Raw genomic sequence first — 24,321 nt, forward strand, 5'->3', positions numbered from 1 at the left:
AAATATTTAAAGACGTATTGACACCACGACTACTGGAGTACAACTCTTTATTTATTTTCACTTTTAGAGAGTAAGAAAGAAATCTTGCAACTAAGAAAGTAGATAAATACACACTTCATAACTTTTAGGCGTCAGCCTATCCTTTCTCTAACCCCAAAAGCACAAAAAATAAATACCAGTCGCCTGAAAAACAGATGACTGGTATTTATAAATTGCCTTTACTTGAAGCTAGTAAATAGCTTCGATGATAAAGTTATAAAATCTCAAAGTAGATTGGTAAGGTATAAGACTGAGTGATTTAAACTGTACTTAAAAAATCACCTCATGCTGACTTCACTGTTACTGCTAGCTGTAATCCCAATGCAGCCAGTAATTTACTCAGACAATAAAATTCAATTTCTCCTTGCTCAGATAACATCAAGTCTAGTTGCTCATAGCATTGCCTAACTTGCGCTGGAAACTGATCAATTCCACCCTTTGCCTCAATTAAGTTTTTGAGCGCTTTTCCTAACATTTTAGGATCGCCCTCTTCTAGAACTACTTCGATATAAGATGCTGCTTCTAGTGGATCTTGGAGATGTTTAACTAGTCCTTCGTGATAGCTTACACTTCTAGGCATTATCTCTACTCCTATAATCTTTCCAATATTCCTGAACTTTATCAACATCTTGTTTTTGAGTGCTTTTATCTCCACCACACAAAAGAATAATAATTATTATACCTTCTTGTCCAAAGTATATGCGGTAGCCTGACCCATAGTCGATTCTCAATTCAAAAACACCTTCTCCAACTGACTTACAATCACCTAAATTACCATCTTCAACTCGGTCAAGTCTGGCTCTTATTTTAGCTTTTGCTCTTCTATCTCGCAGAGAATCAAGCCACTCATCAAAAATATTTTTTCCATCTACTGTCAGATAATTCCTAATTTCTCTTGGTTGCACTTCCATGATTCTTTGGACAAGTCTATTTATAAATCATGAAATAATTCATAGTTTTCTCGCCGCCAATCTTTGACTAACCAACTCAGCCGCTAAATGTATCGCAGCTTTGATACTCGTAGCATCAGCAATTCCCTTACCCGCAATATCAAACGCTGTTCCGTGGTCTGGTGAAGTGCGAACGAAAGGAAGACCAATAGAAGTATTAACTGCCCGATCAAACGCCATCAGCTTTACAGGAATTAAGCCTTGGTCGTGGTAAAGTGCTAGATAAGCATCAGCCGGATTTTGTACTAAAGAATTTCCATACCAAGCTTGACCAGGTTTAACCCACATCGTATCTGGCGGTATCGGCCCATCTAGTTGCAATTGTGGTCTATTTTGCCGCTCTTGCTCTAACCACGGAATTAACCAATCTTGTTCTTCATGTCCAAGTTGTCCCTGCTCGCCACTGTGGGGATTTAACCCAGCGATCGCAATTCTCCCATTTTCTATACCAAAATCCCTCTCCAAACACTCCACCAACAAATTTAGTTTCTGTGTCAACAACTGCGGTGTCAATGTATCGGCTACTTGACGTAGGGGAATATGTGTGGTAGCAAGTAAGGTGCGGAGTGTCCAATTAGTATGGGGCGATCGCGCCACAAATAACATCCCAAAACGCTCAACACCTGATTTCTGTGCCAAAAGTTCCGTTTGGCCTGGATAATTATACCCTGCGGCTTTCCAAGCAGATTTAGCGATGGGTCCTGTGACAATAGCATCAAATTTACCAGCCAGTGTTTGAGCGATCGCATATTCCATATACGCAAAACTAGCCGCACCACTGGCCGCATTACCTATTCCTGGGATAATTTCACCTTTAATTTCCCCATTCAACTGCACATCAATGACTGATAACTGGTCTGGATTTACCAAAGGTAGTAAATTCTCAGTTAAATTCAGTTTGTAATAAATCTGTGCCAGCAAATCCCGGTTCCCCACCACTGTAACGTCATATTTTTTACTAATTTCTGCATCTGCTAAAGCTTTCAAAATCACCTCCGGTCCAATCCCCGCCGGATCTCCCAGCGTCAGCGCCAAACGCGGACGATTCTCTTTGCTAAAATTTATTAAATTACCTTGATTCTTTTGGTACATAAAATTTCTTCATAATTATTATCATCAAATTTTCCTAATTTACCCATCTTCCCTTCTCTCAACAGTAAGGATTGCCTCCCAAACCAGTAGGGATTACCTGCTAAACTAGTTTAAAATTATTTACACAGGTCTAATCCTACAGCAACTATTGAAAAGCTTCTGGTAGACCTAGTTTACACACCACTTTGCATAAGGAGAATCACACTAATGGGCGGCGAACTTTTGAATGCAGCTCTATTATCCTTCGGTTTAATCTTCGTCGGCTGGGCTTTAGGCGCGTTGTTACTGAAAATTCAAGGCTCAGAAGAATAATTGAGTGCTGAGTTAGGAGAGACGCGATTAATCGCGTCTGTACAGGAGTTAGGAGAGACGCGATTAATCGCGTCTGTTATTATTCTCCACATTTCCCATTGCCGCTAATCCCCACTCCCTTTTTCATTGAAATGGGAAAAAAGCTTGTCCGTTAACCGGACAGCGATTTTCTCATGAGTATATCCAAATAAATAAATTTTCTGAGAAAAGATGTAAAGTTTTGTTTGCATAGGTTATCCTGATAACATTCTTTTCATAAAACATTAAAATTTATTACAACCCTCATGACATTATTAATCATCGGCGCCACTGGCACATTAGGAAGACAAGTGGCTCGTCGTGCAATCGATGAAGGATATAAAGTACGCTGCCTCGTGCGGAGTAGCAAAAAAGCAGCTTTTCTCAAAGAATGGGGTGCAGAACTCGTACCAGGAAATTTGCGTTATCCCGAAAGCCTAGCGGAAGCATTAGAAGGCGTAACCCAAGTTATTGATGCGTCAACATCTCGCCCTACAGATTCACTGAGTATCAAACAAGTGGACTGGGACGGCAAAGTAGCATTGATTCAAGCAGCAAAAGCAGCAGGTGTAGAGCGTTTTATCTTCTTTTCGATTTTAGATGCTGATAAATACCCAAAAGTACCGCTAATGGAAATTAAGCGGTGTACAGAACTCTTCTTGGCTGAGTCGGGCTTGAATTACACCATCTTGCGGCTAGCTGGATTTATGCAAGGCTTAATCGGCCAGTACGGGATTCCGATTTTGGAAGCACAGCCAGTTTGGGTAACAGGCAATTCTTCTCCCATCGCCTATATGGACACTCAGGACATTGCGAAGTTTGCTATCCGAGCATTGAGTGTACCAGAAACCGAAAACCAAGCTTTTCCTGTAGTCGGTACTCGTGCATGGAGTGCAGAAGAAATTATCAGCCTGTGCGAACGCTTATCTGGAAAAGACGCCAGAGTAACACGGATGCCAATAAACTTGCTACGGGCTATGCGGGGCTTAATGCGGTTCTTTCAGTGGGGATGGAACGTAGCGGATAGGCTAGCGTTTACAGAAGTTTTGGCTAGTGGTAAACAGTTAAATGCTTCAATGGATGAAGTATACAGAGTCTTTGGTTTAGATCAGCAACAAACCACAACCCTAGAAAGCTATCTACAAGAGTACTTCAGCCGAATAATGAAAAAGCTCAAAGAGTTAGACTACCAGAAAAACAAAACCAAAAAGCAGAAACCTAAAAAAACTCCTTTTAAACAGTCTTCAAAAGCCAATAGTCAATAGTCATTACAAAACAGACATTAGTCGTTAAACTCTAGACTCTGGACATTTGACTCGAGATTAATGACTACATGACCAAAAATGTGTAAGGATTACATAATAAAGAGCATCGCCTAAATTTGGATATTTGAGTGTGCCGAAAGCAGGCATTATCTACAATGACATTAAACCGATAGCGGGTCGTGTCGCTATTGAGTTGAAAGACAAGCTAACCGCAGCCGGTTGGAATGTTTGTATCACATCGAGTATCGGTGGAATACTGGGCTACTCTACGCCTGAGAGTCCTGTATGCCACACCCCGATTGACGGTCTGACGCCTCCTGGTTTTGACTCAGATATGCAGTTTGCAGTGGTATTAGGGGGAGACGGGACTGTTTTAGCAGCGTCTCGCCAGGTAGCCCCCTGTGGTATTCCACTGCTAACAGTGAATACCGGCCACATGGGATTTTTGACAGAAACTTTCCTGAATCAATTGCCCCAAGCACTAGAACAGGTGATGGCGGGTGAGTATGAAATTGAAGAACGAGCTATGCTCACCGTCAAAGTGTTTCGGGGAGATTCAGTGCTGTGGGAAGCTCTGTGCTTGAATGAAATGGTGCTGCATCGGGAACCTTTGACGTCTATGTGCCATTTTGAAATTGCCATAGGGGGTCATGCGCCAGTAGATATTGCGGCGGATGGTGTGATTATTTCTACGCCTACTGGTTCTACAGCTTACTCATTGAGTGCTGGTGGCCCAGTGGTGACTCCTGGCGTACCTGTTTTACAGCTAGTACCCATTTGTCCCCATTCCCTAGCTTCTAGAGCATTGGTATTTCCAGATACGGAATCGGTTAATATCTACCCAGTAAACATTCCTCGGCTGGTGATGGTGGTAGATGGTAATGGCGGGTGCTATATCTTACCAGAAGACCGTGTGTATATGGAGCGATCGCAATATAGTGTCCGATTTATTCGCCTACAACCCCCAGAGTTTTTCCGAATTTTGCGAGAAAAATTAGGTTGGGGTTTGCCACATATCGCTAAACCAACTTCGGTAGAATTGCCGTAGGAATTGGGCATGGGGCATTGGGCATGGGGCATGGGGCATGGGAAAGAATTTTCTGTTTGTTCACTTGCCTTTTATAACAATGCCCAATGCCCAGTTTGGTGATTTCCTTCCAGAATTACTGGTGTAGGAATGGTATTTGGAGGTACTTATTAAGATTGCATCGGAGAATTCGATGGCTGACACCTGAACGTGCTAAAAGATTCTTAGCAGCGTGTCAAATCAGGATTGCTCCATCACTAAAAACTCGTAATTGCACTTTTAACTGATGTAAAGATTTTCTCTGGAATATCTTTACAACCCCAAATCCAATATCCCAAATTGTTATGACAGTTGCTCAAAGTCCATGTGTTTTGGTGATTGAAACCGATGAGAGCCTAGCAAATCAGCTTTCTTGCGATTTGCAAGAAGCCGGCTATGAATCAATTTTGGCTCATGATGCGACCAGTGGCTTACAACACTGTCGCGATCGCCAACCTGCTTTAATTGTTTTAGACCGGATGCTAGCAGGAGAATCAGGACTCTCATTGTGCAAAAATCTGAGAAGCACTGGTTTGCGATCGCCTGTGTTGATTTTAATGGCAAGGGATACAGTCGATGATCGGGTAGCTTGTCTAGAAGCTGGAGCAGATGATTACATCCTTAAGCCTTACCGCTCGGAAGACTTTTTGAAGTTGATTCGCCTCTACCTAAAACCCGATGTGGATACCACCGAGCAGTTACGCTTTGGGGATTTAATTTTAGACATAGCAACTCGCCGTGCAATACACAACGGACGCCCAATTGACTTGACAATGAAGGAATTTGAACTATTAAAATTCTTAATGGAACATCCCCGTGAGGTGTTAACCCGCGAACAAATTCTGGAAAATGTTTGGGGTTACGACTTTCTGGGTGAGTCGAATGTAATTGAAGTCTACATCCGTTACTTGCGGTTAAAAATCGAAGATGAAGGTCAAAAGCGCCTGATTCAGACAGTGCGCGGTGTCGGCTACGTTTTAAGAGAATCTTAGGACATTTAATCAAAGGTCTCTACAAGCTGGTCTATTCAAATACAAATCGCCGTAAATTCTGTAAAATTGAAATCTAAATTACAAAATCAAAAAACTATATGACTCGTCGGCTAAGTTTGCTCTCGATGTTGCTGAGTATTTTGCTGATGGGCTGTTCCATACCAACAACGGCTAAACCTCCCACCCCCACCTCTGCTTCTCAAACTCCAGCACCTAAAGGTCAAACACTACCAATTACTGGTAAAGCCATTGTTCCTAATGGCACAACGATTCAATTAGAGGTAGCGCAGACCCCAGAACAGCAAGAGATGGGATTGATGTATCGACCAGCTTTGCCAGATAACCGAGGGATGCTGTTTGGGTTTCCTTCAGCACAACCAGTCAGTTTCTGGATGAAGAATACACCCATGCCCTTGGATATGGTATTTCTACATAAAGGTGTAGTTAAATATATTCAGGCTGCTGCACCTCCTTGTGTAAATGACCCTTGTCCTACCTATGGCCCCAATACACCAATCGATAAGGTGATTGAACTTCGCTCTGGAAGAGCTGCCGAATTGAAGTTGAAAGTGGGCGATATTGTCAAAATTCAGTTGTGAGACTTCGCTGCTTTACAGGGATAAAGATTTTGGTGGTTACTCTGTTGAAAACCTACACAGTGGAAATATATGTTGTTTTTGTAAAAAATGTCACTTTATGTGGTAGAACAGTCACTTGTAACGCTACTATTTAAAAACTGTGGTAATAATCTAAAATTCCACTGTCTCCAACCTGAAATCGCGGTCTTAAGGTTTGGTTGCAAAAATATTCCCTTGGGCGTTAGTGTAAATAGTCGCCCATAAGAGAGTATAGGCTATGGAATCTTTGTTACTAGATATGTAATTAAATAAAGCACAAAAGTAAACAAGATGGAGCTAATTTAACTAAGTAAAAATACTGCTCGGTTTTCAAGCAGATGATTTGCACGAAAATTTCTATTTCTCAGACCATCTATGATCAGCCTCTGTTGAAGGCAGATCAAAAAAACTGTACTAGGGTGTATAGCCGATAACGGCACAGTGATAGATAAAATACTGGCTACTGGCTACCAAGCAATCATGAACTCATATATGACAATACATTCTGCACAAGGAGGTGAGATACAAATGTCACCATCGAAATATTCTCGACTGATTCATTTTTTGGAAGAAGATTTGGCAATTTCCACAGCATCACTGGCGGTGGCGCTTCGGCATCGGGAGCAAGATCCAGGACCTTTGGCAATGATTCTTTGGCAGTATGGCTTGGTTACTTTAGAGCAGTTAGAACAAATTTATGATTGGCTGGAGACAGCATAAGTAAGCAATTCAAAATGAAACGCTGTCTTTTTACTAATTTGCCGTTAGATACAGCCAAAAACTTTTTCAAACCCATATTAATGTCAATAGACAAGCCATGAAGCATGATATCGGGGACACAAAGATGACACTGCAAAATCTAATTGAGTGTACCATCCTGATGCTTTGTAGATTACCCTGACTTGTTTGATCACAAACCCATCTGGGATTGGGCGGTGCAAATTAATTCGTACTGCTCCAATTTTAGACAGTTTTATTTTTGAATTTTGAATTGTTAATGTTGTGTTTGTAAGAACTTCTCGTTTGCCTGTTTGACCTTGGAAATCCAACCCTGATGAGAAAATCAATCTGTTAAATATACTTGTTTATGGCTATCTAGATTAGTCTGAGTAATGAGTAAAAATCATACTCATCACTCAGTACTTAGGAGTGACTAAACACTCTAACTGCTGCTGCTATACCAGATCCAGGGGTGAAACCATCGTAGCCAAGTTCTGAGAGTGTAACTTCTAAAGATGCTATACAGCTGAGGATATCGCGATCGCTCACAAAACCTAAGTGACCAATGCGGAAAATTTTGTTGCTCAAATGGTCTTGACCGCCTGCTAGGGCAATATCAAAGCGTTTTTTCATCAATGACCGAATCTTATCCGCTTCAATTCCCTGTGGTGCTACAGCCGTAATCGCCGGACTAGCGCAACTATCTGCTGCAAACAGGGGTAAATTTAACCCTTGAATGGCGGCGCGGGTAGCATTCTTAAGCCGTTCATGTCTAGCAAATATTGATTCCAAGCCTTCCTCCTTCATCATTCGCAATGTAGTGTGCAAGGCTACGATCAAGTTCACAGGCGGAGTAAATGGAGTTGTATTTTTGGCTGTGGCTTTGCGATATTTGCCTAAATCCAAATAATATTTTGGTAGCTTCGCCGTTTTGTAAGCTTCCCAAGCCTTGGGGCTGACAGAGACAAAACCCAATCCCGGCGGAATCATATAACCTTTTTGGGAACCGGAGGCGACGATATCCAAGCCCCAAGCATCCACGGGTAGATTGAACGCACCCAAGCTAGTGACGGCATCAACGATAATTAAAGCTTCACCGTGTTCTTTGACATGGCGGTTGATGGCTTCTAAATCATTTAACACACCCGTCGAGGTTTCGCTGTGGGTAATGATTACGGCTTTGATTTGCTTTTGGGTATCTGCTTGGAGTTTTTCGGCAAATACTGCGGGGTCTAAAGGCTTTCCCCATTCCACCTTAACTTCTTCGACATTTAAATCGTAGGCTTGACCAACTTCTACCCAGCGTTCGCCAAATTTACCATTAGAACCAACTAAAATGCGATCGCCTGGAGAGAGGAAATTAATGATTGCGGCTTCTACAGCACCCGTACCACTGACATTCAGCATCAGCACATCATTTTGAGTTTGGTGCAGCCACTTGAGGTTTTCTGTCACCTCTGCCAATATGTTGCTAAATTCACTGGTACGGTGCCCAATCGGATGCTTGGCTAATGCCAGTAAGGCAGCTTCTGGCACCGGGGTTGGGCCTGGAATCATCAGCATCAGCTTATCGTTCATGTGTCTATCCTAAAAGTTAAATAAAAGTCAAAATTGTGGGAAGTTGGTTAAGTCTGGTAGAAAATCCTAGATATTCATCTACAAATTCCACTCAGTTCTTCACCAGCCTTGTTGTATATTTTCCAAATCTATAGGAAAAGTATCGTGGGAGTTAATCATCGGTCAGCTTGACCTTTGCAATTTATACGAGACTCCAACTCAGATGAAACCTCTGTTCTAGGCAATCTTACCACATACCTAGACACCAGCTTCAGGTGTCTGCTCGTAGCGGAGTGGCTATTTTAACCAAAGGTGAAGCGCCTATCTAGATGAGGCACGGGTATGATAAAGTATTGAATTTACCTATAATCTGCTTCTGTTGTTTTTATAGAAACACGCGAACTCGTTTTGAATATCGCGGGAATCGTCGGTGAAAAAGCTGCATGTTTGCTTCAACCAAGGAAGTAACCCCCTACACTATGCGGAAGACTTGGATGTTACCGTTTGCTAAGAGATAAAAGATACCCAACCGAAAGTTTTCAATCTGCTTGAGTCGAGGATTTGTTCTTGGGTTGCCATTCTTTAAAGAATATCTCCATCTATGGAGGGGGCTATAATTTATTTCAGTTCAAATCGCTTCGATGCTAATATCCAAGACTTCTCTGGCTTATTCAATGGTGGTTCATTTGCCGCCGAAGTTGAGATATTTATGCTACTAATTGCTGCACATTGGGAAACTGCACTCAGAGTTAGGCGATTGCGAATCAACTATAACTTTTTATACTATACTTAGAAACTTGCTACAATCCTTTTTAGTCTTCTTAGTTACTATTCATGGTGAGTCATTTTTAACTAGTGTTCAGTTCATAAACTGTCACTCACCAGATCCCCAGTATTATTGCAAAAGAGATATTCTTAATTAGTGCAAGGAGTGATACCATTTCACCACATGTTTGTCACAAGTTATCCCCGCAATGCTGTCTCCTCAGGGAGTGTTGCAGATTTCAAATGTTGCATCAAACGAGTGAGTTGGTATAAGCTTTTAGGGAAAAGTGCTTGAGTGAGCAAAACTCTCAAGCACTTTTTCGTGTATAAATAAAACAGTCTTACTCTCTGGACGATCATACAGATGTTTTTAAATACATATATACCAGAGAATGAAACTACTCTTACAATACTTCTTGCAACAGATGCTTTATGACTTTAGCATCCGTGCGATCGCATCTTAACATCTCAAGTTTGCGCGTTCTATCAAAAGCTTTTTAAGTGACTGGACGTACCACACGAATTAGTTTTCCTTGTAAGGGTCTTTCTAGTGTCACAGCCTCATCATCCGTGCTGCAAACTGTTCCCAATTACGATTGTTCGTGCAAACAATAATACCGAAGTGATTAGAATCACGACGATGCAAACGGATAAAATCATCTATAAATCCTCAGATGTTTTGTCAGGCTAAATTTACAATTTATTCCTAAGTTTATTCAAATTACCATCCAAATAGCTTTGCGTGAGGCGCTTTCTTCGAGCGATCGCATAGCTGCAACCTAAATTAACGGTTGGCGATAAACTGCTAGCCGAGTCTCAACCAAAAACGATAAGAAAATCAGCAGGCGATCGCTTTAACTCAATCCTCAGCGTCCCTCTGCGCTTCCCTCAGCGTCCCTACCCTGCGGGAAGGCGAAGCGCCTATGCGTTAAAATTTCACCCCTCAATTCCCCACCATTTTACGCAAACCCGTACTTAGCTGACGACAAAATTCACCAACTTTCCAGGCACCACAATTACCTTTTTAATCTCTTTACCCTCAATGTAACGCTGGGCAACTTCCGATTCACGGGCGTATTTCTCCAACGCTGCTTTATCTGCTTGTGCTGGTACTTGAATCGCACCACGAGTTTTACCCATAATTTGAATCACTAAAGTAATTTCATCAGCTACCAAAGCAGCCGGGTCAAATGATGGCCAACTTTGAGTGTGAACTGAATCACTTTCACCCAGTAACTGCCATAATTCATCAGCAATATGTGGTGCAAAGGGTGCTAGTAACACCACCAAAGTCCGAATACCTTCTGCATAAATTGGTGAATTTTTACCGTCAGCATCAGTTAAGGCATTACTCAACTTCATCAATTCTGAAATAGCTGTGTTGAATTGATAATTGTCCTCCACATCTTCGGTCACCGCTTGAATAGCCGTGTGAATCGCCCGCCGCAATTCCTTTTCTGCCTTAGTTAAATCAGATTGGGCTTTCTTACGAGATACCCCAGCCGCAACATAATCTGTCACCAAACGCCAAACCCGATTTAAAAAGCGGGATTGTCCTTCCACATCGGCTTCATCCCATTCCAGGTCTTTTTCTGGTGGGGCTTTGAACAAAATGAACATCCGCGCTGTGTCTACACCGTATTTGGAAATTACATCTTCTGGCGCTACACCGTTACCCTTTGATTTAGACATAGTGGCGTAGAGACGTTGCAATGCTTCACCTGTCTGGGGGTCGCGGGGGTCGGCTGAATTTACCAAATTAGAAGGAATCCATTTATCTTTACCGCCCTTGTTAGGATTTAGATAAGTTAAACCCTGTACCATACCTTGAGTTAACAGGCGTTGGAAGGGTTCATCAAAGTTGATTAACCCTCTGTCCCGCAGAACCTTAGTAAAAAACCGCGAATACAACAAATGTAAAATTGCGTGTTCAATCCCACCTACGTACTGATCTACTGGCATCCAATCATTAATTTTACTGGAATCGAAAACCTGTTGTTCATTTTTAGCGTCAGGGAAGCGCAAGAAATACCACGAGGAATCAATAAAAGTATCCATCGTGTCAGTTTCCCGCTTTGCCGGAGTGCCACAAGTCGGACAAGGTACATTTACCCAGCTTTCTAACTGAGTTAAAGGTGAACCGCCACGTCCAGTAAATTCCACCTCTTCCGGTAACTGTACTGGCAAATCTTTGTCAGGCACTGGCACTATCCCACAGTTGGGACAGTGAATTACAGGTATCGGTGCGCCCCAGTAACGCTGCCGCGAAATTAACCAATCCCGCAAACGATATTGCACCCGCACTTTACCAAAATCTTGTTTTTCGGCGTATTCAATTATTGCTTGTTTAGCATCTGTGGAAGCCATACCAGTAAAAGCGCCAGAATTAATTAAAATTCCTGGTTCAGTGTATGCCTGGTTATATTCAATTTGGATGAGTTGTGTAACTTCATCTATCTCTGATGTTGGAGTTAAGTCAAAACCTGCAACATCATCTGGGGAAGCAATGACAAAATCAACTGGCAAATCGTAATTTTTGGCAAACTTAAAATCCCGGACATCGTGTGCTGGTACGCCCATCACCGCCCCAGTACCATACTCATACAGTACATAGTCAGCAATCCAAATCGGCACTTCTTCCCCTGTAAATGGGTTAATTGCCGCCCCCCCTGTGGAGATACCCCGCTTAGGTTTGTCTTCAGAGGTACGTTCCAACTCGCTTTGATTGGAAACTTCTTTAATAAAGGCTTCTACTGCTGCTTGTTGTTCTTTTGTGGTGACGCGCTTAGTTAAAGGATGTTCTGGTGCTAACACTAGGTAACTGACACCATAAACGGTATCTGGACGTGTGGTGTATACGGCGATTTTTTCATCTATTCCAACGATCGCAAATTCCAAGTAAGCGCCTGTGGATTTGCCAATCCAGTTTGCCTGCATCAACTTGACGCGTTCCGGCCAACCTGTCAACTTATCCAAGTCATTGAGTAATTCTTCGGCGTAGTCGGTAATCTTAAAAAACCACTGCCGCAATAATTTGCGCTCAACTATTGCCCCACTGCGCCAAGAACGTCCTTCGTTATCGACTTGCTCATTTGCCAGTACAGTTTGATCAATGGGGTCCCAGTTTACGGCTGCTTCTTTTTGGTAAGCTAACCCCGCTTGCAAAAACTGCAAGAAAATCCATTGTGTCCACTTGTAATAATCCGGTGAACAAGTAGCAAGTTCACATTCCCAGTCGATGGATAAACCAAGACGCTGCAATTGTTGCCGCATCTGGGAAATATTTTGATAAGTCCACTTTGCTGGTGGTACACCACGGTCAATGGCGGCATTTTCTGCTGGTAAGCCAAAGGCATCCCAACCCATTGGGTGTATTACCCGATACCCTTGCATTCGCTTGAGGCGGGCAATCACATCTGTAATTGTATAATTACGGACGTGACCCATGTGTAGGCTGCCCGATGGATAAGGGAACATGGATAAAGCGTAGAATTTTGGCTTGTTGCTAGCTGTCGGTGTTTTATCTAAGCCAAGTTCTGCCCATGTTTTTTGCCATTTTTCCTCAATTGCTGCTGGGTTATATCTAGATAAATTAAAATTAGTACTTTCAGTCATCTTTATCTCTATAAATGAATGCTCAAATAATACTCGAAACACTTGTTGTCAGCATTTGAGTGCGAACTACAACTTCTCATTATCTTCCTATCTCCCTTAGTTGCCTAAAGTTATTGAAGTAATACTTTAAATCTACCATAAGTCCTACACCATAAGCATTCTAGCCATTTTCCTCTAAATTTTACCCATTCTCAATATTCTCATTCCCTTACCAATAGCAGCTTCCAGGGCATTTTAGGTACAAATCAGAGCATCTTTAACCATGATGAACAGACAAAATCCCCTACTAGAGGGGATGCGGTAAAGTGCTGTAATGTCAGTCAGTTATTGTCTGTGTTTCTAAATACCATCAACAGAAATGATTAATTACCCGGAAAGTTAAATTGATCCTTGGTTGAACCCGCTTCGATGTCTTGGGGATTTGATGCTGCCAAAAATGCTGTGTTGCACCTGCCATAACAAGGAAGCTGCCATCTATTAACTCAATTTCGGCTTTTAAATCCTGATTGTGTTTATGCCTAAACATAAACCTTCTTGCTCCGCCAAAGCTAACAGAACCAATTACTGGATTGTTCCCTAGCTCTGGTTCAGCATCTGTGTGCCACGAGATGCCATCGTTTCCATCTCGGTAAAGATTCAGTAAAACGCTGTTAAAGTTAACTTTTGCAATCTCGTCAACTTTCTCTTTTACTTTTAGCAGTGTAGGTATCCAAGGTTCTGGATCAAGATGAATCCCTGAGAATTTATATGACATATTTCTATCTCCATACCAAGCAGTCTTTCGTGGTAAGTTTACCTCCTTACCATAAATCTTCATTTTGTCTTGTCGCCATTGAATTTCGTTAAGCAAGGTCTGAAAAAGCTCATCGCTATCTTGCTGATTGAAAAAATTGCGATAGAAAGTAACCTCTGCATCTGGCATAGATAAAACTTCTTTATCCCTGCTCTGAATTGACTCATCTACAACGGAGTCAAACCCGGAAAATAAGTCTCCCTGAATTGCATTACTAGCTGGTTTATTTTTCATAAAATCCTCAAAGTTTTATAGTAAACTGCCTTTCATACCTTTGTATTCTGCTAATTTCAAATCTTCCAGTGTTATCATAAAAAACCTCTTTGTAAATTGCTTCGCCTGAATAAAAGGATCTTTTAACTATAGGATACTCGTTAAATAGGTTATAAAAATTATCTATTCTGTAGTTCTTTGTATTCTGATACGGGCTTGTACAGATAATACGATTAAATCCTTCAAAGCAATTGATTATTAGCTGATACAGCTTGTTTAAATCGAAAGCTTTAACATCTAGTATGTTTGAAAATAGATGAATCTTAATATTGCTAGAACTTGAAACAAAGTCACTAGAATTTAAGTTATCTATACATTTGTTGACTCTTTTGATTAGAGAGTTATTAGAGAAAGCAGATTGTAACATTTGGCGAACAAAGCTGTCGCCGCGCTCCAGTGCAATCGAAGATGGCTCTATGAGTGTAATTGATTGTATTTTAGGGCTGATGCATTTTTCAATGAGATAGTCGATTAAAACGCAGGTTGCAAGCGCCTGTCCACATCCCTAGTCGATAATTTCTATGCTTTTACCTTCCGTGTACTGAAAGTTTGTTGAAGGAAACGCTGCGTAGAGCTTGTGAAAGTGGTGTCCGCCGTACAGACCAATATACTTGTCGCATTCCGCTTCTGTATTGAGTACTTTCCTCCCATGATCTATATCAACATCTCGCAGAAATGGAAGTTTTTCTATTTTGGGTTTGTAAATATCATCAAAAAATCTAACCTGTATCTGTGCTTTCTGTGGACTAGAAATGATCATGAGAAGCCTTAAGAGTGGATCTAACTACTCTCTTAAGTTGCCCAAATAACTAATCCTATATAGCTACTTATTATACGTGACTTTTCTATGTATGATGTAAGGAGGGATTATTGGTGAAACTTCCGATATTCCTCTCTACATTTTTTTTATGTCTATGTAATAAAATTTACTCACTTTTTCGCTTGTTTACACCACGCCCTTACAATACTTATTTCTCTGGTAGAAAAAGGAATCAAATGCTTAGAATAAGCGATGGTTGAATCAAAAATAAAATTTACTGATTTGGTGCAGGTTTTTGTCTACGGCACGCTCAAACCAGGTGAAGCTAACTATAAAAGATACTGTGCTGGCAAAGTAGTAGATGTCAAAAGAGCTTTTGTACAAGGTAAATTGTTTGCCCTGCCAATGGGCTACCCAGCAATGACGCTAGGGGATAGCCAAGTTCACGGATATTTACTCACTTTTTCCAACCCCAGGATTTTAAATGACCTAGATGTGCTGGAAGATTATCACTCCGATAGACAAACGCCAGAAAACCTCTATAATCGACAAATTATCGAGGTTTATGAGCCACGATCGCTCTCTCTGGGTTGGGCTTGGGTTTATTTAATGACTCTAGAACAAGTTGAGCAATTAACAGGCTTCCTCCAACCTGAGGGTTGGTGGAGTAGCTGTGGCTTAACCGCAAAGTACAGTTATGGTTTGTGAACTGTTGATACGATTAGTTTATGTCCTGGCGTTGCGGCTGTACCTCATAGATTGATTTTTCTGGAGAGGCTACTGCTGCTTTCGGAATTTCAATTACCGGGTTATTTAGTCCCAGCATCAGAGGGGAAGGGGGAACCATAGACGCTGAGGATGTTTGTATCGGTTCTATTTGGGCCAGTTGCGGCGTCCTTGAGCCACCACCAGCTACTAAACCAGATAGTGCGCTAATCGCACAAGCAGCAACGGCTGCACCTCCCATCATCCAGTTTAAACGGGAACGGCGGCGCAAACGTGTCATTACTTGCTGAACTGTTGCTTCTGGTGACTCTTGGGCTGTTGGCACTGGCAGAGTCCGCAAGCCTTGGCGCAGCTTTAACAGCCGGGCATACAAGCATTGAACTGAGGCATCATTTGCCAGCCATTCTTCTACTTGCCTGCGTTCTATAGCCGTGACTTCACCATCGAGGTAAGCACTCAATAACTCGAAGCGATCGCGCTTCACCATATCCATAAGACCCGTTGATTCATTGGTATTATTGCCGATTCCATCTGGTAAATCTTCAGGAAGTTGCAAAGGTGAACGGTCGAAAAACTGAGAATCAGTAGTCATCTTAACATTATTACCAATTCCTACATGGGTAAACTGGGGGAAATTCGGAAAAATTGTCAATTTTCCTGCTAACGGTAGAAGCGATCTACTTTATGGTCATTCTTAATCAATGCTTAAATTCTGCCTAATGGCAGAGGCAAGATAATGTAAATTAGGAGTCTAGATAATTCTGCAAGTGGGCTTGCAACCTCGTTCTAGCTCTGGCTATTCTTGATTTGACAGTTCCTAAGGAAACTCCAGTGATTTCGGCAATTTCTTCATAAGCCAAGCCTTCGATTTCTCTGAGGACAATGGTAGTACGAAAGACTTCTGGTAAATCCGCGATCGCTTCCCGCAGTTGCTCATAAAATTCTCTGGTTGTCAGGACTTCCTCAGGCCCTGGGGTATGGCCGGCGATTTCCCAATCCATCTCACCGTCCTCTAGGGAACGGGGTGCATCGAGTGACAAAGGACTCATCACCCGCTTGCGTTTCCGCAACTCATCGTAAAACAAGTTGGTGGCAATGCGGCTTAACCAGCCCCGAAATTTAGCAGGATCTTGTAATCGGTTAATATTCCGATAGACTCGAATCCAAACTTCTTGAGCCAAATCGGCTCTGTCAGCCCAATCTGGAGCTAGGTGGTATAGAACTCTATCAACTTGACTTTGATAGCGGCGTAATAGTTCTGCAAACGCCACACGATCGGGTCGCAGTCCCACTTGACAGCACAAAATTAAATCGTGGTTAGGGAGTTTGTCAACTTGCACTGATGCTTCTGGATACTTTGCATCAACCGTTGACCAGGATACAGTAATCGACTGACTCATAGATCGTACTGGCTCTAAATCATCCCTATCTATTAGACCTGCTAATGGGACAGAAGTTCCATGCTAAGGTGACGGATTTATGACTGGAACACTGAGGCAGAAAATTTTGGATACATTTATTGCAATCAGGAGAGCCGCTTTTTGCTTATACTGCTCCCATAGTTGCCCTTGCACCCATCAACTAACAAAGGCGCAGTTATTATATGCACATTTTGGTACTTTTAGCAACCGGGTATATACGCTTGATAAAAATAATTAAATCTGGTTATAAGGATGAAGATAAAAATTTTGTAATTCTAGCTTCTTGCTACCTTTAAAAATCAGGTAATAATTTCTGGAAGGTGGATTGCTGTGGTTACTATAATGGTGATTTATTTTTTTGATTTTGTCACTAAAATAGTTGCTGATTGTTCTACTTGTGAGCCGTAGATAGCACCAGAGTTATTTTGCTCTGGTACGCGAACTTGAAAAAAGAAACTAAGGGAAAATGTAATTGTGATTGCTAGCAATAGTTTTTCAAACATGGTTTTTCTTCCACCGACACCATTAATCATTGATTGCTACATTTCAAAAGTTCCACCAGAAAGTCTAAGTATTGGCTTACAACCCCCAGAACTATTGGAGTTTTGCTGCTGGGACAATTTGGATAGTCTTAGTTTGCCCAGAGGTGGTGGCAGATTTATATGCAAAATGATAAGTTTTGATAAATTTTTGATCATCGGATGATCAACTCATCCAATTATTCGGCTGGATATGTCAGGGATAAACAATAGGCGATGGCAATGGTAAGAAACGAATCTATAGGGCGTATGGTAATGTTGCTTTGTTTTGGCACAGCATTTTTATCTTTAGCTGTCCATTGGCGCATTACTACGGCCCAAGGGCAGTCTGAGAAGTCTGCATCTAGTTCAATGCGGCGAGATTCTACCCTAACCAATCCCAAGGCAAGCCGCACCACAGTGGGAGTCTACAAGAATGTTTCCCAAGTGAGTTTAGGGGAAACTGCCCTCGGTGCATCTGTGACGCCTGGTGAAGTTACCCAAGGCTCAACTAACCAGAGGGCGTTTACACCAAAGTCCTCTGCTATTAAGCCTCAAATTAAGTCGAAAATAATTAAGAAGAATGGAGTTAAAGCAACTGTTCACAGAGCTTATACACTCAAGTATTCTCCTATTAAGCCTCTAACTCAGCCCCAAATAATTAAAAAGAATGTAGCTAAAGCAACGGAACTACCAACTAAGACGCGGCTGGTGGTGCAGGCAGAAAGACAAAATCCCGTTGCGGATAGTTGGCCAAAAACTCTCTGGTCTCAGGCTTCAGCCCAACAAATACCATCTAATCGGCTGGCAGATACCAAGACGCAAGTAGTCGTTGTTTTAAGCGATCGCCGCACCTATGTATACGCAGGAGATGAGGTCATCGCCAGCTACCCAATTGCTGTCGGTAAGAAAGGTTGGGAAACGCCCACAGGTTCTTTCCAGGTGATCCACATGCGACACTATCCAATCTGGCGTCACCCAATTACGGGCAAAGTATTTCAAGCTGGTACTGATAGTCCCTTGGGAGACAGATGGATTGGTTTTTGGTCAGATGGACGCAATGAAATTGGCTTTCATGGCACACCGGATATTGACCTGGTAGGAACGGCTGTATCTCACGGCTGTTTAAGAATGCGTAATTCTGATGTCCGATTGTTGTATGAGCAAGTGAGTTTAGGGACAACAGTAGTAGTGCGTAATTAATTAAGGGTCTTTGTCATTTGGCTCGTCCTTTGGCTTGTCATTTTGCTCAAAGTTAGGTGCGTATGTCTGAAGTAAAGCACTAACTTGGCGGACAATTTCATTGCCAATGTTTTTGCCTAATGCTTGCCGTTCTGGGAAGAAATTGGGTTGATCGAGGTAACGGTTAATTGCCTCACTTACTTGCTGAGAAATTAATTCTTGCAGTTGTGCCTGAGCCGTTTGGCGCTGGAAGCTAGCACCTTCTTCTGTAGTAGCATACAAAGGTGGTAGCCGATTGAGAGCGTAAGCAGCAATATCCCCGACATCTAGAGAACTTTCGGTGGTGGTTTCAATTTCTGCGACTCGGGCGATCGCTTCCGCCAGTACCAATTCTTCCATGACGTTAATAAATTGTTTGCGAGGTACCGCCACTACCTCACCAGTCAATAGCGCACCCATCAGCTTATCCAGCGCCATATACTCTTGAATTAAGAGTTCCGAGGCGTTGTCACAGATTCTAGCAACTTCTGCTTCCATTGCTGGTGTCAAATAACCATCCTGGAGAGCTTGTTCTACAATTTTTTCGATACTCATAAGGCTTCTCTGATTTGTGTTAGCCAAGCAAGGTAGGGACGGTATAAATCCAATTTTTTTTGCCTAATTCTCAGCAAAAAAAACAGAAATTATGCACAGACGCGATCAACTCCGCCTCTACTAATTAACAACCTTAGTTCGCCAAGGGGTTGGATCAACAGATTGTCCGTTGACATACAGACCCCAGTGTAAATGTGGCCCTGTGGCAGCACCTGTTGAACCTACTGCGCCAATTAGTTGACCAGCTTTCACAAAATCACCTTCTTTAACGTTAATACGACTCAGGTGCATGAAAATACTGGTTACTCCTTGACCGTGGTCAATGCCAACTACGTTACCGTGTACCCGAAACCCTTGGGATACCCTACCTACCAAAGCAACTCGCCCAGCAGCTGGGGCAATTACTGGTGAACCGGTATCACCAGCGTAGTCAAGGCCACGATGATAGTAGTCTTTTGCAAATGTACCATTATAGTAACGACGTACACCATAGTTTGTACTCATCCGCCCGGCATTTGGTTTCAGGAATACTCCATTCCAATACTTTTGTGGCGTTTGTAGCGCCTTAAAAGCTGCCACGCGCTTAAGTTCATATTCTGTGGCATCCAATCCGGCTTTCCCTGGTGGCAAAGTAATGCGTTGTATGGGGAATTTGCGATTAACTACATTCACTGCCAAGTTTTGCACTTGAGCATCTCCAGCAACACGAAGTGTTCTAGTTCCAGCTTTTTCTAGTGGAGTTGTGGGAACAAAAGCCCGATATTGATTGGGGGCAATTTCAAAGGCTGGGTATGTATTTTTACCACTAGCTACTGTTGGATTTGTACCATTCTCCTGATTATCTAGATGAATCTCTACTGAGAGTGTATCCCCTAATTTAGGATTAGTTGGAGTCACTTTTACTTGTAAAGCATCTACAGGCAATGCCAAGGTGATCGGGAGAACAGCAAATATTCCCTTTAACACATTTATTGCATGGCGGCGATTGGCTCTCAAAGTTTTGACATCAAAACCGAGCAACTTTTTATTTGAACTACTAGCGCTATTCTCAATAATCATGGAGCTACAAAAAATCCCTTGCTTGTGTTGGAAAATAGACTAGCTTATTACCACCAGTGTTTCCTGTTTAAAGCCGATGTTGTTGAAAACCATAAATTTTGGGAAATATTCCCAGTATTTATAGATTGCAAGAGGGAATGATTTTATCTGTAAATTTTAGTGAATTGGTCTTAACTCTAATAACCAAGGTATATTACATTGGCAATTAGCATAAAATTTAACTAGATTGATCACAAAAACTCTCTCTTAATAGACAAAGGAAAAGAAAATGAATGTAGAGACGTAGCACTGCTAGGTCTCTACAAGGGTTCTGGATAACGCATATTTAATTTCTGGAGATGTCTAATATAAATACGTAGAATGCCTCTACTAAGGTAACTTATATATGGGCATTCGTCACTCGTGAGCAAGTCGGTAGCCTGTTAAACCTTTCGACTTGAGCTTACCATCTTCCATGTCTACGATGCGATCCCCAATGTCTAAGATGCGGTTGTGATGATTGACACTCCCCGCAATAAATTGACGGGGATTCTTGAATCAACGAGATCACTTAACTTGGAGTCCTTGCGTCATCCAAGCCAGAGGTGAGACTCTCTGCAAGCGTTACTTCGGGTATGCCCTACCCTAGTTGCATTTCTGAGGCAGTGCGTTGGGCGGCTATGCCGACTTGTTCGCTCTTAGCGTTCCCGCAGGGTAGCAACTGCCGTGCAAGTCCTGTTTAGTTTGAAACAAATAGTTTCAAAATTCTGAGTCGTCTAGCTTCTATAAATCTTTTACCTACTGCTAGGAAGAAACTAGAACAATGCAGTAGAACCGCATAGATTTAATTGTCTTCGCGTTAGCGTCTCCCCTTGGGAGAAGGTTCAGTATTGCCTTTCGGCTACAAGGTTTTTTAAGTGGTTGATTACCTTATCCACTATAATTAGTATACCACACCTTGAGGTATTGATTAATGTCTAAGCCGGAAATATTTATCACATAAGAGCGTCACTCAACAGGAAAAAGATTTGCTGAAACTATACTGCGAACAAGAGGCAAGGAACCAAACAGAAGTATTGAGAGAGTTGATCCGGTCTTTGAATCGGAGAATTAAAAAGCCGTCCTAGAAGGACGGGGCTTTAAACCCATTTTTTCGGTAACCATCAAGATGGTACAGCGTTGTTAATTATTATCCTAATGCCCTATGCCCCATCCCCATTTTTAAAACATATCAGCAGGATCGGTGGCTTGAAGTTTGCGGGTAGCGATCGCACCGGAAATTGCACACATAATTATAGTTAGCACCAATACCTGCAATGCCCGAATCGCAGTCATATACATGGGCAAATTTGTAGCTGTGCGAGTCAGTTGGTAAAGTGCTAAGGACACTCCCAATCCGGGGAAAAAGCCCAATGCTGCCAATATCAACGATTCTTCAAGCACGACACCTAGCAGGTAGTAATTGCGATATCCCATTGCTTTGAAGGTGGCGTATTCTCGAACGTGGGCATTAACATCGGTGGAGAGGACTTGATAGACGATTATCACGCCCACCACAAAGCCCATCGATACCCCCAGGCTAAAAATAAACCCAATTGGGGAATTTGTTCTCCAGAAGTTGTTCTCAAATTCAATAAATTCGGCGTGGGTTAAGACTCTGACATCATTTCTCAGGTAGGCTTTGAGCATTACTGCTACCTTTTTCGGATCATAGCCTGGTTTTATAAGAATCAAACCGAGACTGACACTGCTGGACTGTCGCCCAGAAAATAGCCGCAAAAAGGTTTCATCGCTGGTGATTAGATTGCCATCAGAACCAAAGGAAGCCCCAACTTGGAATAAGCCACTAATGGTAATTGTGCGCCGTTCTATTTCTGTGGTTAGGGTTTTACCTTGATCAATTTGAGCGATCGCTTTTTGATAATCTCCTCTTGCACCACGATCGAACAAGACTGTATTCGGCATTTTGATCGCTTGCAATTGCTGGTTAACATCCGGTAAGTCAAAAGCTGGCTTATCTGGGTTGAACCCGATAACTAACACCCCCGTCTCGCGGTGTGTTTGGGGATTCTTCCAGATTGTGTTGTTGAAATACATTGGTTGGGCCGACTTTACCCCTGGTATATCCATTGCTTGATAAAGTCGCCGACGAGAAAATGTAGACAAGCTTGGCAAGTTACGGGCTTGGGGACTGGTTAAAACAATGTCTGCTTGCAAACTGCGATGTAGTCTAGTGTTACTGTCATAGAGCGCAGTTTGAAAGCCTAGCTGCATGAACATGAGAAGATCCGCAAAGGCAATGCCTGACAATGCCACCAAGAGACGGCTTTTTTCATGATGCAGTTGCAGCCATCCTAGAGGGGTTCGCCGTCGTAGTTGTTTAATCAATCCCATCATAAGAAGTGGGGAGTGGGGAGTGGGGGATGAGGGGGATAGGGGGATAGGGAGAATAACCAATGCCCAATGCCCAATGCCCAATTCATAGTTCAATTACTGCTTTAACTTGCATATTAGTTAAGGTGGCAGCTTTTCGGCTGGAGGCTTCATCTAATCGGATATGGACTTCCACTACTCGGTTGTCGATATTGCTGACAGGATCTGTGTTAATCACATTCTGCCGTCGCACCTGTAAGCCTTTGCGATCTACGATTCCCTGCAATTCAATCGGCAGGTAATCACCAAAGACTCGCACTTGCTGCCCTGAATGGACTTTGCCGATATCGCTTTCGTAGACTTCGGCTATGACATACATCTGGCTGGTTTGTCCGATATCTGCAATGCCATCATTTGATACTAATTCCCCAGGATGGGTATGGATTTCAAATACTTGTCCATTTTGGGGCGATCGCACCTCTGCCTGTTTGAGATTCACTTTTGCCAAATTCATCGCTGCTACGGCACGATTGACTTCTGCTTGGGCAACTTCTACATCGACTCCGCGGACTTCGGTGATTTGATCAAGTTTTGCTGTGGCTTCTTTGATCTGTTGCTGGCTGGTTGATTGGGTACGATTTAACAGTGCCTGTGCTTCTTGCAGGCTTTTTTGGACGGTTTCTAAGTTTAAACGCTTGCTATCCCGTTGGGAAGCGGAAATTGCACCCTGTTGATTTAGTTGCTGATAACGTTTGTCTTCTGCTTGGGCGTTACGCACTCCGGCTTGAAATCGCTCAATTGTGGCTGCTTGGGCATTAATATCACCTTGGCGTTGTGCTTCTAGGCTGGCGATCGCCGCTTTTTGGGCGGCAATTTCACCACGTTTAGCGCCTGCTTGGGTGCGGTTTAGGTTTGCCTGGGCTACTTTCACTTGTTCCTGTGCCTCTTTTAATCCTGCTTGCAAGCGATCGCGGCTGTTCAAAATCGCAATCATCTGTCCGGCTTTTACCCGATCTCCCTCCTTCACTAACAACTTTTCTACCTGACTTCCTTCGGTAGACACCGCAGCAGAGAGTTTAATTACTTTTCCCTGTGGTTCAATCCGCCCTAAAGCTGTTACTGTTTTTAACTGGGGCAATTTTGTTGCTGGCATTTGTGCCTCTGAATTTGCATAATTTTGCCAGCGTTTTACTATATAAAAACTTATTCCGCCAACCAATAAAGATGCGATTATACCTATAGCAACGGATGGACGCAGAATAGACTTAGGGAACGTTCTGTACCCTAACTTTGAGTTTCGCACCATAGATTACCTCTTAACTAGTGGCGCAGAAAAAACTAAATAGATTAAGCTTTTCTCCTTACCTATTTGCTAATTTTTATTTCCTTTGTTAGTTATTTAGGACTTACGCAAAACTACACGCGGTAGGGGCAATTCATGTAGCTTTAGCTGACCGCAGGGTATTGCCCCTACCTAAAAATCAGGATTTCAGCTATTGTTTGCGTCAGCCCTGTTATTGTTTAGAATTTACCAAGATCCTACGATTTAGCTGGATAATATAACAACAAGTCCCTATCGAGTATTAAGAGACTTATGTTACTAACGAACTACTTTTGTTTTTGGGAAAGTACTCA

General features: G+C 42.4%; 23 protein-coding genes. 9 read left to right on the forward strand and 14 right to left on the reverse strand.

From position 1 onward, the window contains the following. Positions 1-322 precede the first annotated feature (322 nt). Genes V7K15_RS02970 through pdxA form a run of 3 tightly spaced genes read right to left on the reverse strand, consistent with a single transcriptional unit; the run spans position 323 to position 2,081 of the window. Entirely contained in the window at positions 323-619 is a 297-nt protein-coding gene (locus V7K15_RS02970) for a helix-turn-helix domain-containing transcriptional regulator (RefSeq protein ID WP_334902882.1), read from the reverse strand. Then, positions 612-950 carry a type II toxin-antitoxin system RelE/ParE family toxin gene (locus V7K15_RS02975; protein ID WP_334902884.1) on the reverse strand — a complete coding sequence of 113 codons (339 nt, stop codon included), beginning with the start codon at positions 948-950 and terminating at the stop codon, positions 612-614. Before V7K15_RS02975 ends, V7K15_RS02970 begins: the two co-directional genes overlap by 8 nt. 39 nt (positions 951-989) lie before the next feature. Beyond that, complete coding sequence (pdxA, locus tag V7K15_RS02980) at positions 990-2,081, reverse strand: 4-hydroxythreonine-4-phosphate dehydrogenase PdxA (protein ID WP_334902886.1); 1,092 nt, start codon at positions 2,079-2,081, stop codon at positions 990-992. Between the two features lie 207 nt (positions 2,082-2,288). Here pdxA and petM point away from each other — a divergent pair, with 207 nt between their 5' ends. The 6 genes from petM to V7K15_RS03010 all read left to right on the forward strand — a co-directional run bounded on the left by petM (position 2,289) and on the right by V7K15_RS03010 (position 7,071). Beyond that, positions 2,289-2,393 carry a cytochrome b6-f complex subunit PetM gene (gene petM / locus V7K15_RS02985; RefSeq protein ID WP_334902887.1) on the forward strand — a complete coding sequence of 35 codons (105 nt, stop codon included), beginning with the start codon at positions 2,289-2,291 and terminating at the stop codon, positions 2,391-2,393. A 284-nt stretch (positions 2,394-2,677) separates the two neighbouring features. Continuing rightward, a complete protein-coding gene (locus V7K15_RS02990) occupies positions 2,678-3,676 on the forward strand; it encodes an SDR family oxidoreductase (protein ID WP_334902889.1) in 999 nt (332 codons plus the stop codon). Positions 3,677-3,806: 130 nt separating this feature from the next. Then, positions 3,807-4,724, forward strand: a complete 918-nt coding sequence (locus tag V7K15_RS02995) for an NAD(+) kinase (protein WP_334902890.1) — start codon at positions 3,807-3,809, stop codon at positions 4,722-4,724. Positions 4,725-5,047: 323 nt separating this feature from the next. Further along, positions 5,048-5,734 carry a response regulator transcription factor NblR gene (gene nblR / locus V7K15_RS03000; protein WP_334902892.1) on the forward strand — a complete coding sequence of 229 codons (687 nt, stop codon included), beginning with the start codon at positions 5,048-5,050 and terminating at the stop codon, positions 5,732-5,734. A gap of 98 nt (positions 5,735-5,832) precedes the next feature. After that, positions 5,833-6,333, forward strand: a complete 501-nt coding sequence (locus tag V7K15_RS03005) for a DUF192 domain-containing protein (protein WP_334902894.1) — start codon at positions 5,833-5,835, stop codon at positions 6,331-6,333. Positions 6,334-6,843: 510 nt separating this feature from the next. Next, positions 6,844-7,071 (forward strand): DUF2949 domain-containing protein, encoded by a 228-nt coding sequence (locus V7K15_RS03010; protein ID WP_292797729.1) that lies wholly within the window; start codon positions 6,844-6,846, stop codon positions 7,069-7,071. Positions 7,072-7,494: 423 nt separating this feature from the next. Here V7K15_RS03010 and V7K15_RS03015 read toward each other — a convergent pair whose 3' ends face one another. Then, complete coding sequence (locus V7K15_RS03015) at positions 7,495-8,649, reverse strand: pyridoxal-phosphate-dependent aminotransferase family protein (protein WP_334902895.1); 1,155 nt, start codon at positions 8,647-8,649, stop codon at positions 7,495-7,497. A gap of 580 nt (positions 8,650-9,229) precedes the next feature. Here V7K15_RS03015 and V7K15_RS03020 point away from each other — a divergent pair. Beyond that, positions 9,230-9,421 (forward strand): hypothetical protein, encoded by a 192-nt coding sequence (locus V7K15_RS03020; RefSeq protein WP_334902897.1) that lies wholly within the window; start codon positions 9,230-9,232, stop codon positions 9,419-9,421. A gap of 947 nt (positions 9,422-10,368) precedes the next feature. Here V7K15_RS03020 and leuS read toward each other — a convergent pair. The 3 genes from leuS to V7K15_RS03035 form a co-directional block, all read right to left on the reverse strand. After that, complete coding sequence (gene leuS, locus V7K15_RS03025; protein WP_334902899.1) at positions 10,369-13,008, reverse strand: leucine--tRNA ligase; 2,640 nt, start codon at positions 13,006-13,008, stop codon at positions 10,369-10,371. Between the two features lie 349 nt (positions 13,009-13,357). Further along, positions 13,358-14,035, reverse strand: a complete 678-nt coding sequence (locus tag V7K15_RS03030; protein ID WP_334902901.1) for an alpha-ketoglutarate-dependent dioxygenase AlkB family protein — start codon at positions 14,033-14,035, stop codon at positions 13,358-13,360. A 544-nt stretch (positions 14,036-14,579) separates the two neighbouring features. Beyond that, positions 14,580-14,834, reverse strand: a complete 255-nt coding sequence (locus tag V7K15_RS03035; RefSeq protein ID WP_334902903.1) for a hypothetical protein — start codon at positions 14,832-14,834, stop codon at positions 14,580-14,582. Positions 14,835-15,086: 252 nt separating this feature from the next. On the opposite strand from V7K15_RS03035, the gene V7K15_RS03040 reads away from it, so the two are divergent. After that, on the forward strand, positions 15,087-15,542 hold the full coding sequence (locus tag V7K15_RS03040) for a gamma-glutamylcyclotransferase family protein (RefSeq protein WP_334902904.1): 456 nt from the start codon (positions 15,087-15,089) through the stop codon (positions 15,540-15,542). Between the two features lie 13 nt (positions 15,543-15,555). Here the strand turns inward: V7K15_RS03040 and V7K15_RS03045 are convergent, their stop codons facing one another. The 3 genes from V7K15_RS03045 to V7K15_RS03055 form a co-directional block, all read right to left on the reverse strand. Continuing rightward, positions 15,556-16,152, reverse strand: coding sequence for an anti-sigma factor family protein (locus V7K15_RS03045; protein WP_334902961.1), 597 nt, complete (start codon positions 16,150-16,152; stop codon positions 15,556-15,558). Positions 16,153-16,303: 151 nt separating this feature from the next. Beyond that, complete coding sequence (locus tag V7K15_RS03050; protein ID WP_334902906.1) at positions 16,304-16,960, reverse strand: sigma-70 family RNA polymerase sigma factor; 657 nt, start codon at positions 16,958-16,960, stop codon at positions 16,304-16,306. A gap of 371 nt (positions 16,961-17,331) precedes the next feature. Beyond that, positions 17,332-17,514, reverse strand: coding sequence for a hypothetical protein (locus V7K15_RS03055; protein ID WP_334902908.1), 183 nt, complete (start codon positions 17,512-17,514; stop codon positions 17,332-17,334). Between the two features lie 228 nt (positions 17,515-17,742). Between V7K15_RS03055 and V7K15_RS03060 the strand changes: the two genes are divergently transcribed. Next, entirely contained in the window at positions 17,743-18,702 is a 960-nt protein-coding gene (locus tag V7K15_RS03060; RefSeq protein WP_442949641.1) for a L,D-transpeptidase, read from the forward strand. Here V7K15_RS03060 and V7K15_RS03065 read toward each other — a convergent pair whose 3' ends face one another. The 4 genes from V7K15_RS03065 to V7K15_RS03080 all read right to left on the reverse strand — a co-directional run bounded on the left by V7K15_RS03065 (position 18,703) and on the right by V7K15_RS03080 (position 23,989). After that, positions 18,703-19,275, reverse strand: a complete 573-nt coding sequence (locus V7K15_RS03065; protein WP_334902912.1) for a late competence development ComFB family protein — start codon at positions 19,273-19,275, stop codon at positions 18,703-18,705. 120 nt (positions 19,276-19,395) lie between these two features. Continuing rightward, positions 19,396-20,334 carry a M23 family metallopeptidase gene (locus V7K15_RS03070; protein WP_334902914.1) on the reverse strand — a complete coding sequence of 313 codons (939 nt, stop codon included), beginning with the start codon at positions 20,332-20,334 and terminating at the stop codon, positions 19,396-19,398. A 1,200-nt stretch (positions 20,335-21,534) separates the two neighbouring features. Further along, positions 21,535-22,707, reverse strand: coding sequence for an ABC transporter permease DevC (devC, locus tag V7K15_RS03075; RefSeq protein ID WP_334902963.1), 1,173 nt, complete (start codon positions 22,705-22,707; stop codon positions 21,535-21,537). An 85-nt stretch (positions 22,708-22,792) separates the two neighbouring features. After that, positions 22,793-23,989 carry an ABC exporter membrane fusion protein gene (locus tag V7K15_RS03080; RefSeq protein WP_442949642.1) on the reverse strand — a complete coding sequence of 399 codons (1,197 nt, stop codon included), beginning with the start codon at positions 23,987-23,989 and terminating at the stop codon, positions 22,793-22,795. Between the last annotated feature and the right edge of the window lie 332 nt (positions 23,990-24,321).

Source organism: Nostoc sp., from assembly GCF_036919815.1.
Lineage (GTDB): Bacteria > Cyanobacteriota > Cyanobacteriia > Cyanobacteriales > Nostocaceae > Nostoc.

What these genes read in the sequence shown, in the direction of transcription:
- V7K15_RS03070 (WP_334902914.1), bottom strand. Translation starts at nt 20,334, where the DNA reads ATGATTATTGAGAATAGCGCTAGTAGTTCAAATAAAAAGTTGCTCGGT.
- V7K15_RS03015 (WP_334902895.1), bottom strand. Translation starts at nt 8,649, where the DNA reads ATGAACGATAAGCTGATGCTGATGATTCCAGGCCCAACCCCGGTGCCA.
- V7K15_RS02970 (WP_334902882.1), bottom strand. Translation starts at nt 619, where the DNA reads ATGCCTAGAAGTGTAAGCTATCACGAAGGACTAGTTAAACATCTCCAA.
- V7K15_RS03035 (WP_334902903.1), bottom strand. Translation starts at nt 14,834, where the DNA reads ATGATCATTTCTAGTCCACAGAAAGCACAGATACAGGTTAGATTTTTT.
- V7K15_RS03045 (WP_334902961.1), bottom strand. Translation starts at nt 16,152, where the DNA reads ATGACTACTGATTCTCAGTTTTTCGACCGTTCACCTTTGCAACTTCCT.
- V7K15_RS02990 (WP_334902889.1), top strand. Translation starts at nt 2,678, where the DNA reads ATGACATTATTAATCATCGGCGCCACTGGCACATTAGGAAGACAAGTG.
- V7K15_RS03030 (WP_334902901.1), bottom strand. Translation starts at nt 14,035, where the DNA reads ATGAAAAATAAACCAGCTAGTAATGCAATTCAGGGAGACTTATTTTCC.
- devC (WP_334902963.1), bottom strand. Translation starts at nt 22,707, where the DNA reads ATGGGATTGATTAAACAACTACGACGGCGAACCCCTCTAGGATGGCTG.
- V7K15_RS03010 (WP_292797729.1), top strand. Translation starts at nt 6,844, where the DNA reads ATGACAATACATTCTGCACAAGGAGGTGAGATACAAATGTCACCATCG.
- V7K15_RS03050 (WP_334902906.1), bottom strand. Translation starts at nt 16,960, where the DNA reads ATGAGTCAGTCGATTACTGTATCCTGGTCAACGGTTGATGCAAAGTAT.
- petM (WP_334902887.1), top strand. Translation starts at nt 2,289, where the DNA reads ATGGGCGGCGAACTTTTGAATGCAGCTCTATTATCCTTCGGTTTAATC.
- V7K15_RS02975 (WP_334902884.1), bottom strand. Translation starts at nt 950, where the DNA reads ATGGAAGTGCAACCAAGAGAAATTAGGAATTATCTGACAGTAGATGGA.
- nblR (WP_334902892.1), top strand. Translation starts at nt 5,048, where the DNA reads ATGACAGTTGCTCAAAGTCCATGTGTTTTGGTGATTGAAACCGATGAG.
- pdxA (WP_334902886.1), bottom strand. Translation starts at nt 2,081, where the DNA reads ATGTACCAAAAGAATCAAGGTAATTTAATAAATTTTAGCAAAGAGAAT.
- V7K15_RS03055 (WP_334902908.1), bottom strand. Translation starts at nt 17,514, where the DNA reads ATGATTAATGGTGTCGGTGGAAGAAAAACCATGTTTGAAAAACTATTG.
- V7K15_RS03020 (WP_334902897.1), top strand. Translation starts at nt 9,230, where the DNA reads ATGGAGGGGGCTATAATTTATTTCAGTTCAAATCGCTTCGATGCTAAT.
- V7K15_RS03040 (WP_334902904.1), top strand. Translation starts at nt 15,087, where the DNA reads ATGGTTGAATCAAAAATAAAATTTACTGATTTGGTGCAGGTTTTTGTC.
- V7K15_RS03005 (WP_334902894.1), top strand. Translation starts at nt 5,833, where the DNA reads ATGACTCGTCGGCTAAGTTTGCTCTCGATGTTGCTGAGTATTTTGCTG.
- leuS (WP_334902899.1), bottom strand. Translation starts at nt 13,008, where the DNA reads ATGACTGAAAGTACTAATTTTAATTTATCTAGATATAACCCAGCAGCA.
- V7K15_RS03065 (WP_334902912.1), bottom strand. Translation starts at nt 19,275, where the DNA reads ATGAGTATCGAAAAAATTGTAGAACAAGCTCTCCAGGATGGTTATTTG.
- V7K15_RS03060 (WP_442949641.1), top strand. Translation starts at nt 17,743, where the DNA reads ATGGTAAGAAACGAATCTATAGGGCGTATGGTAATGTTGCTTTGTTTT.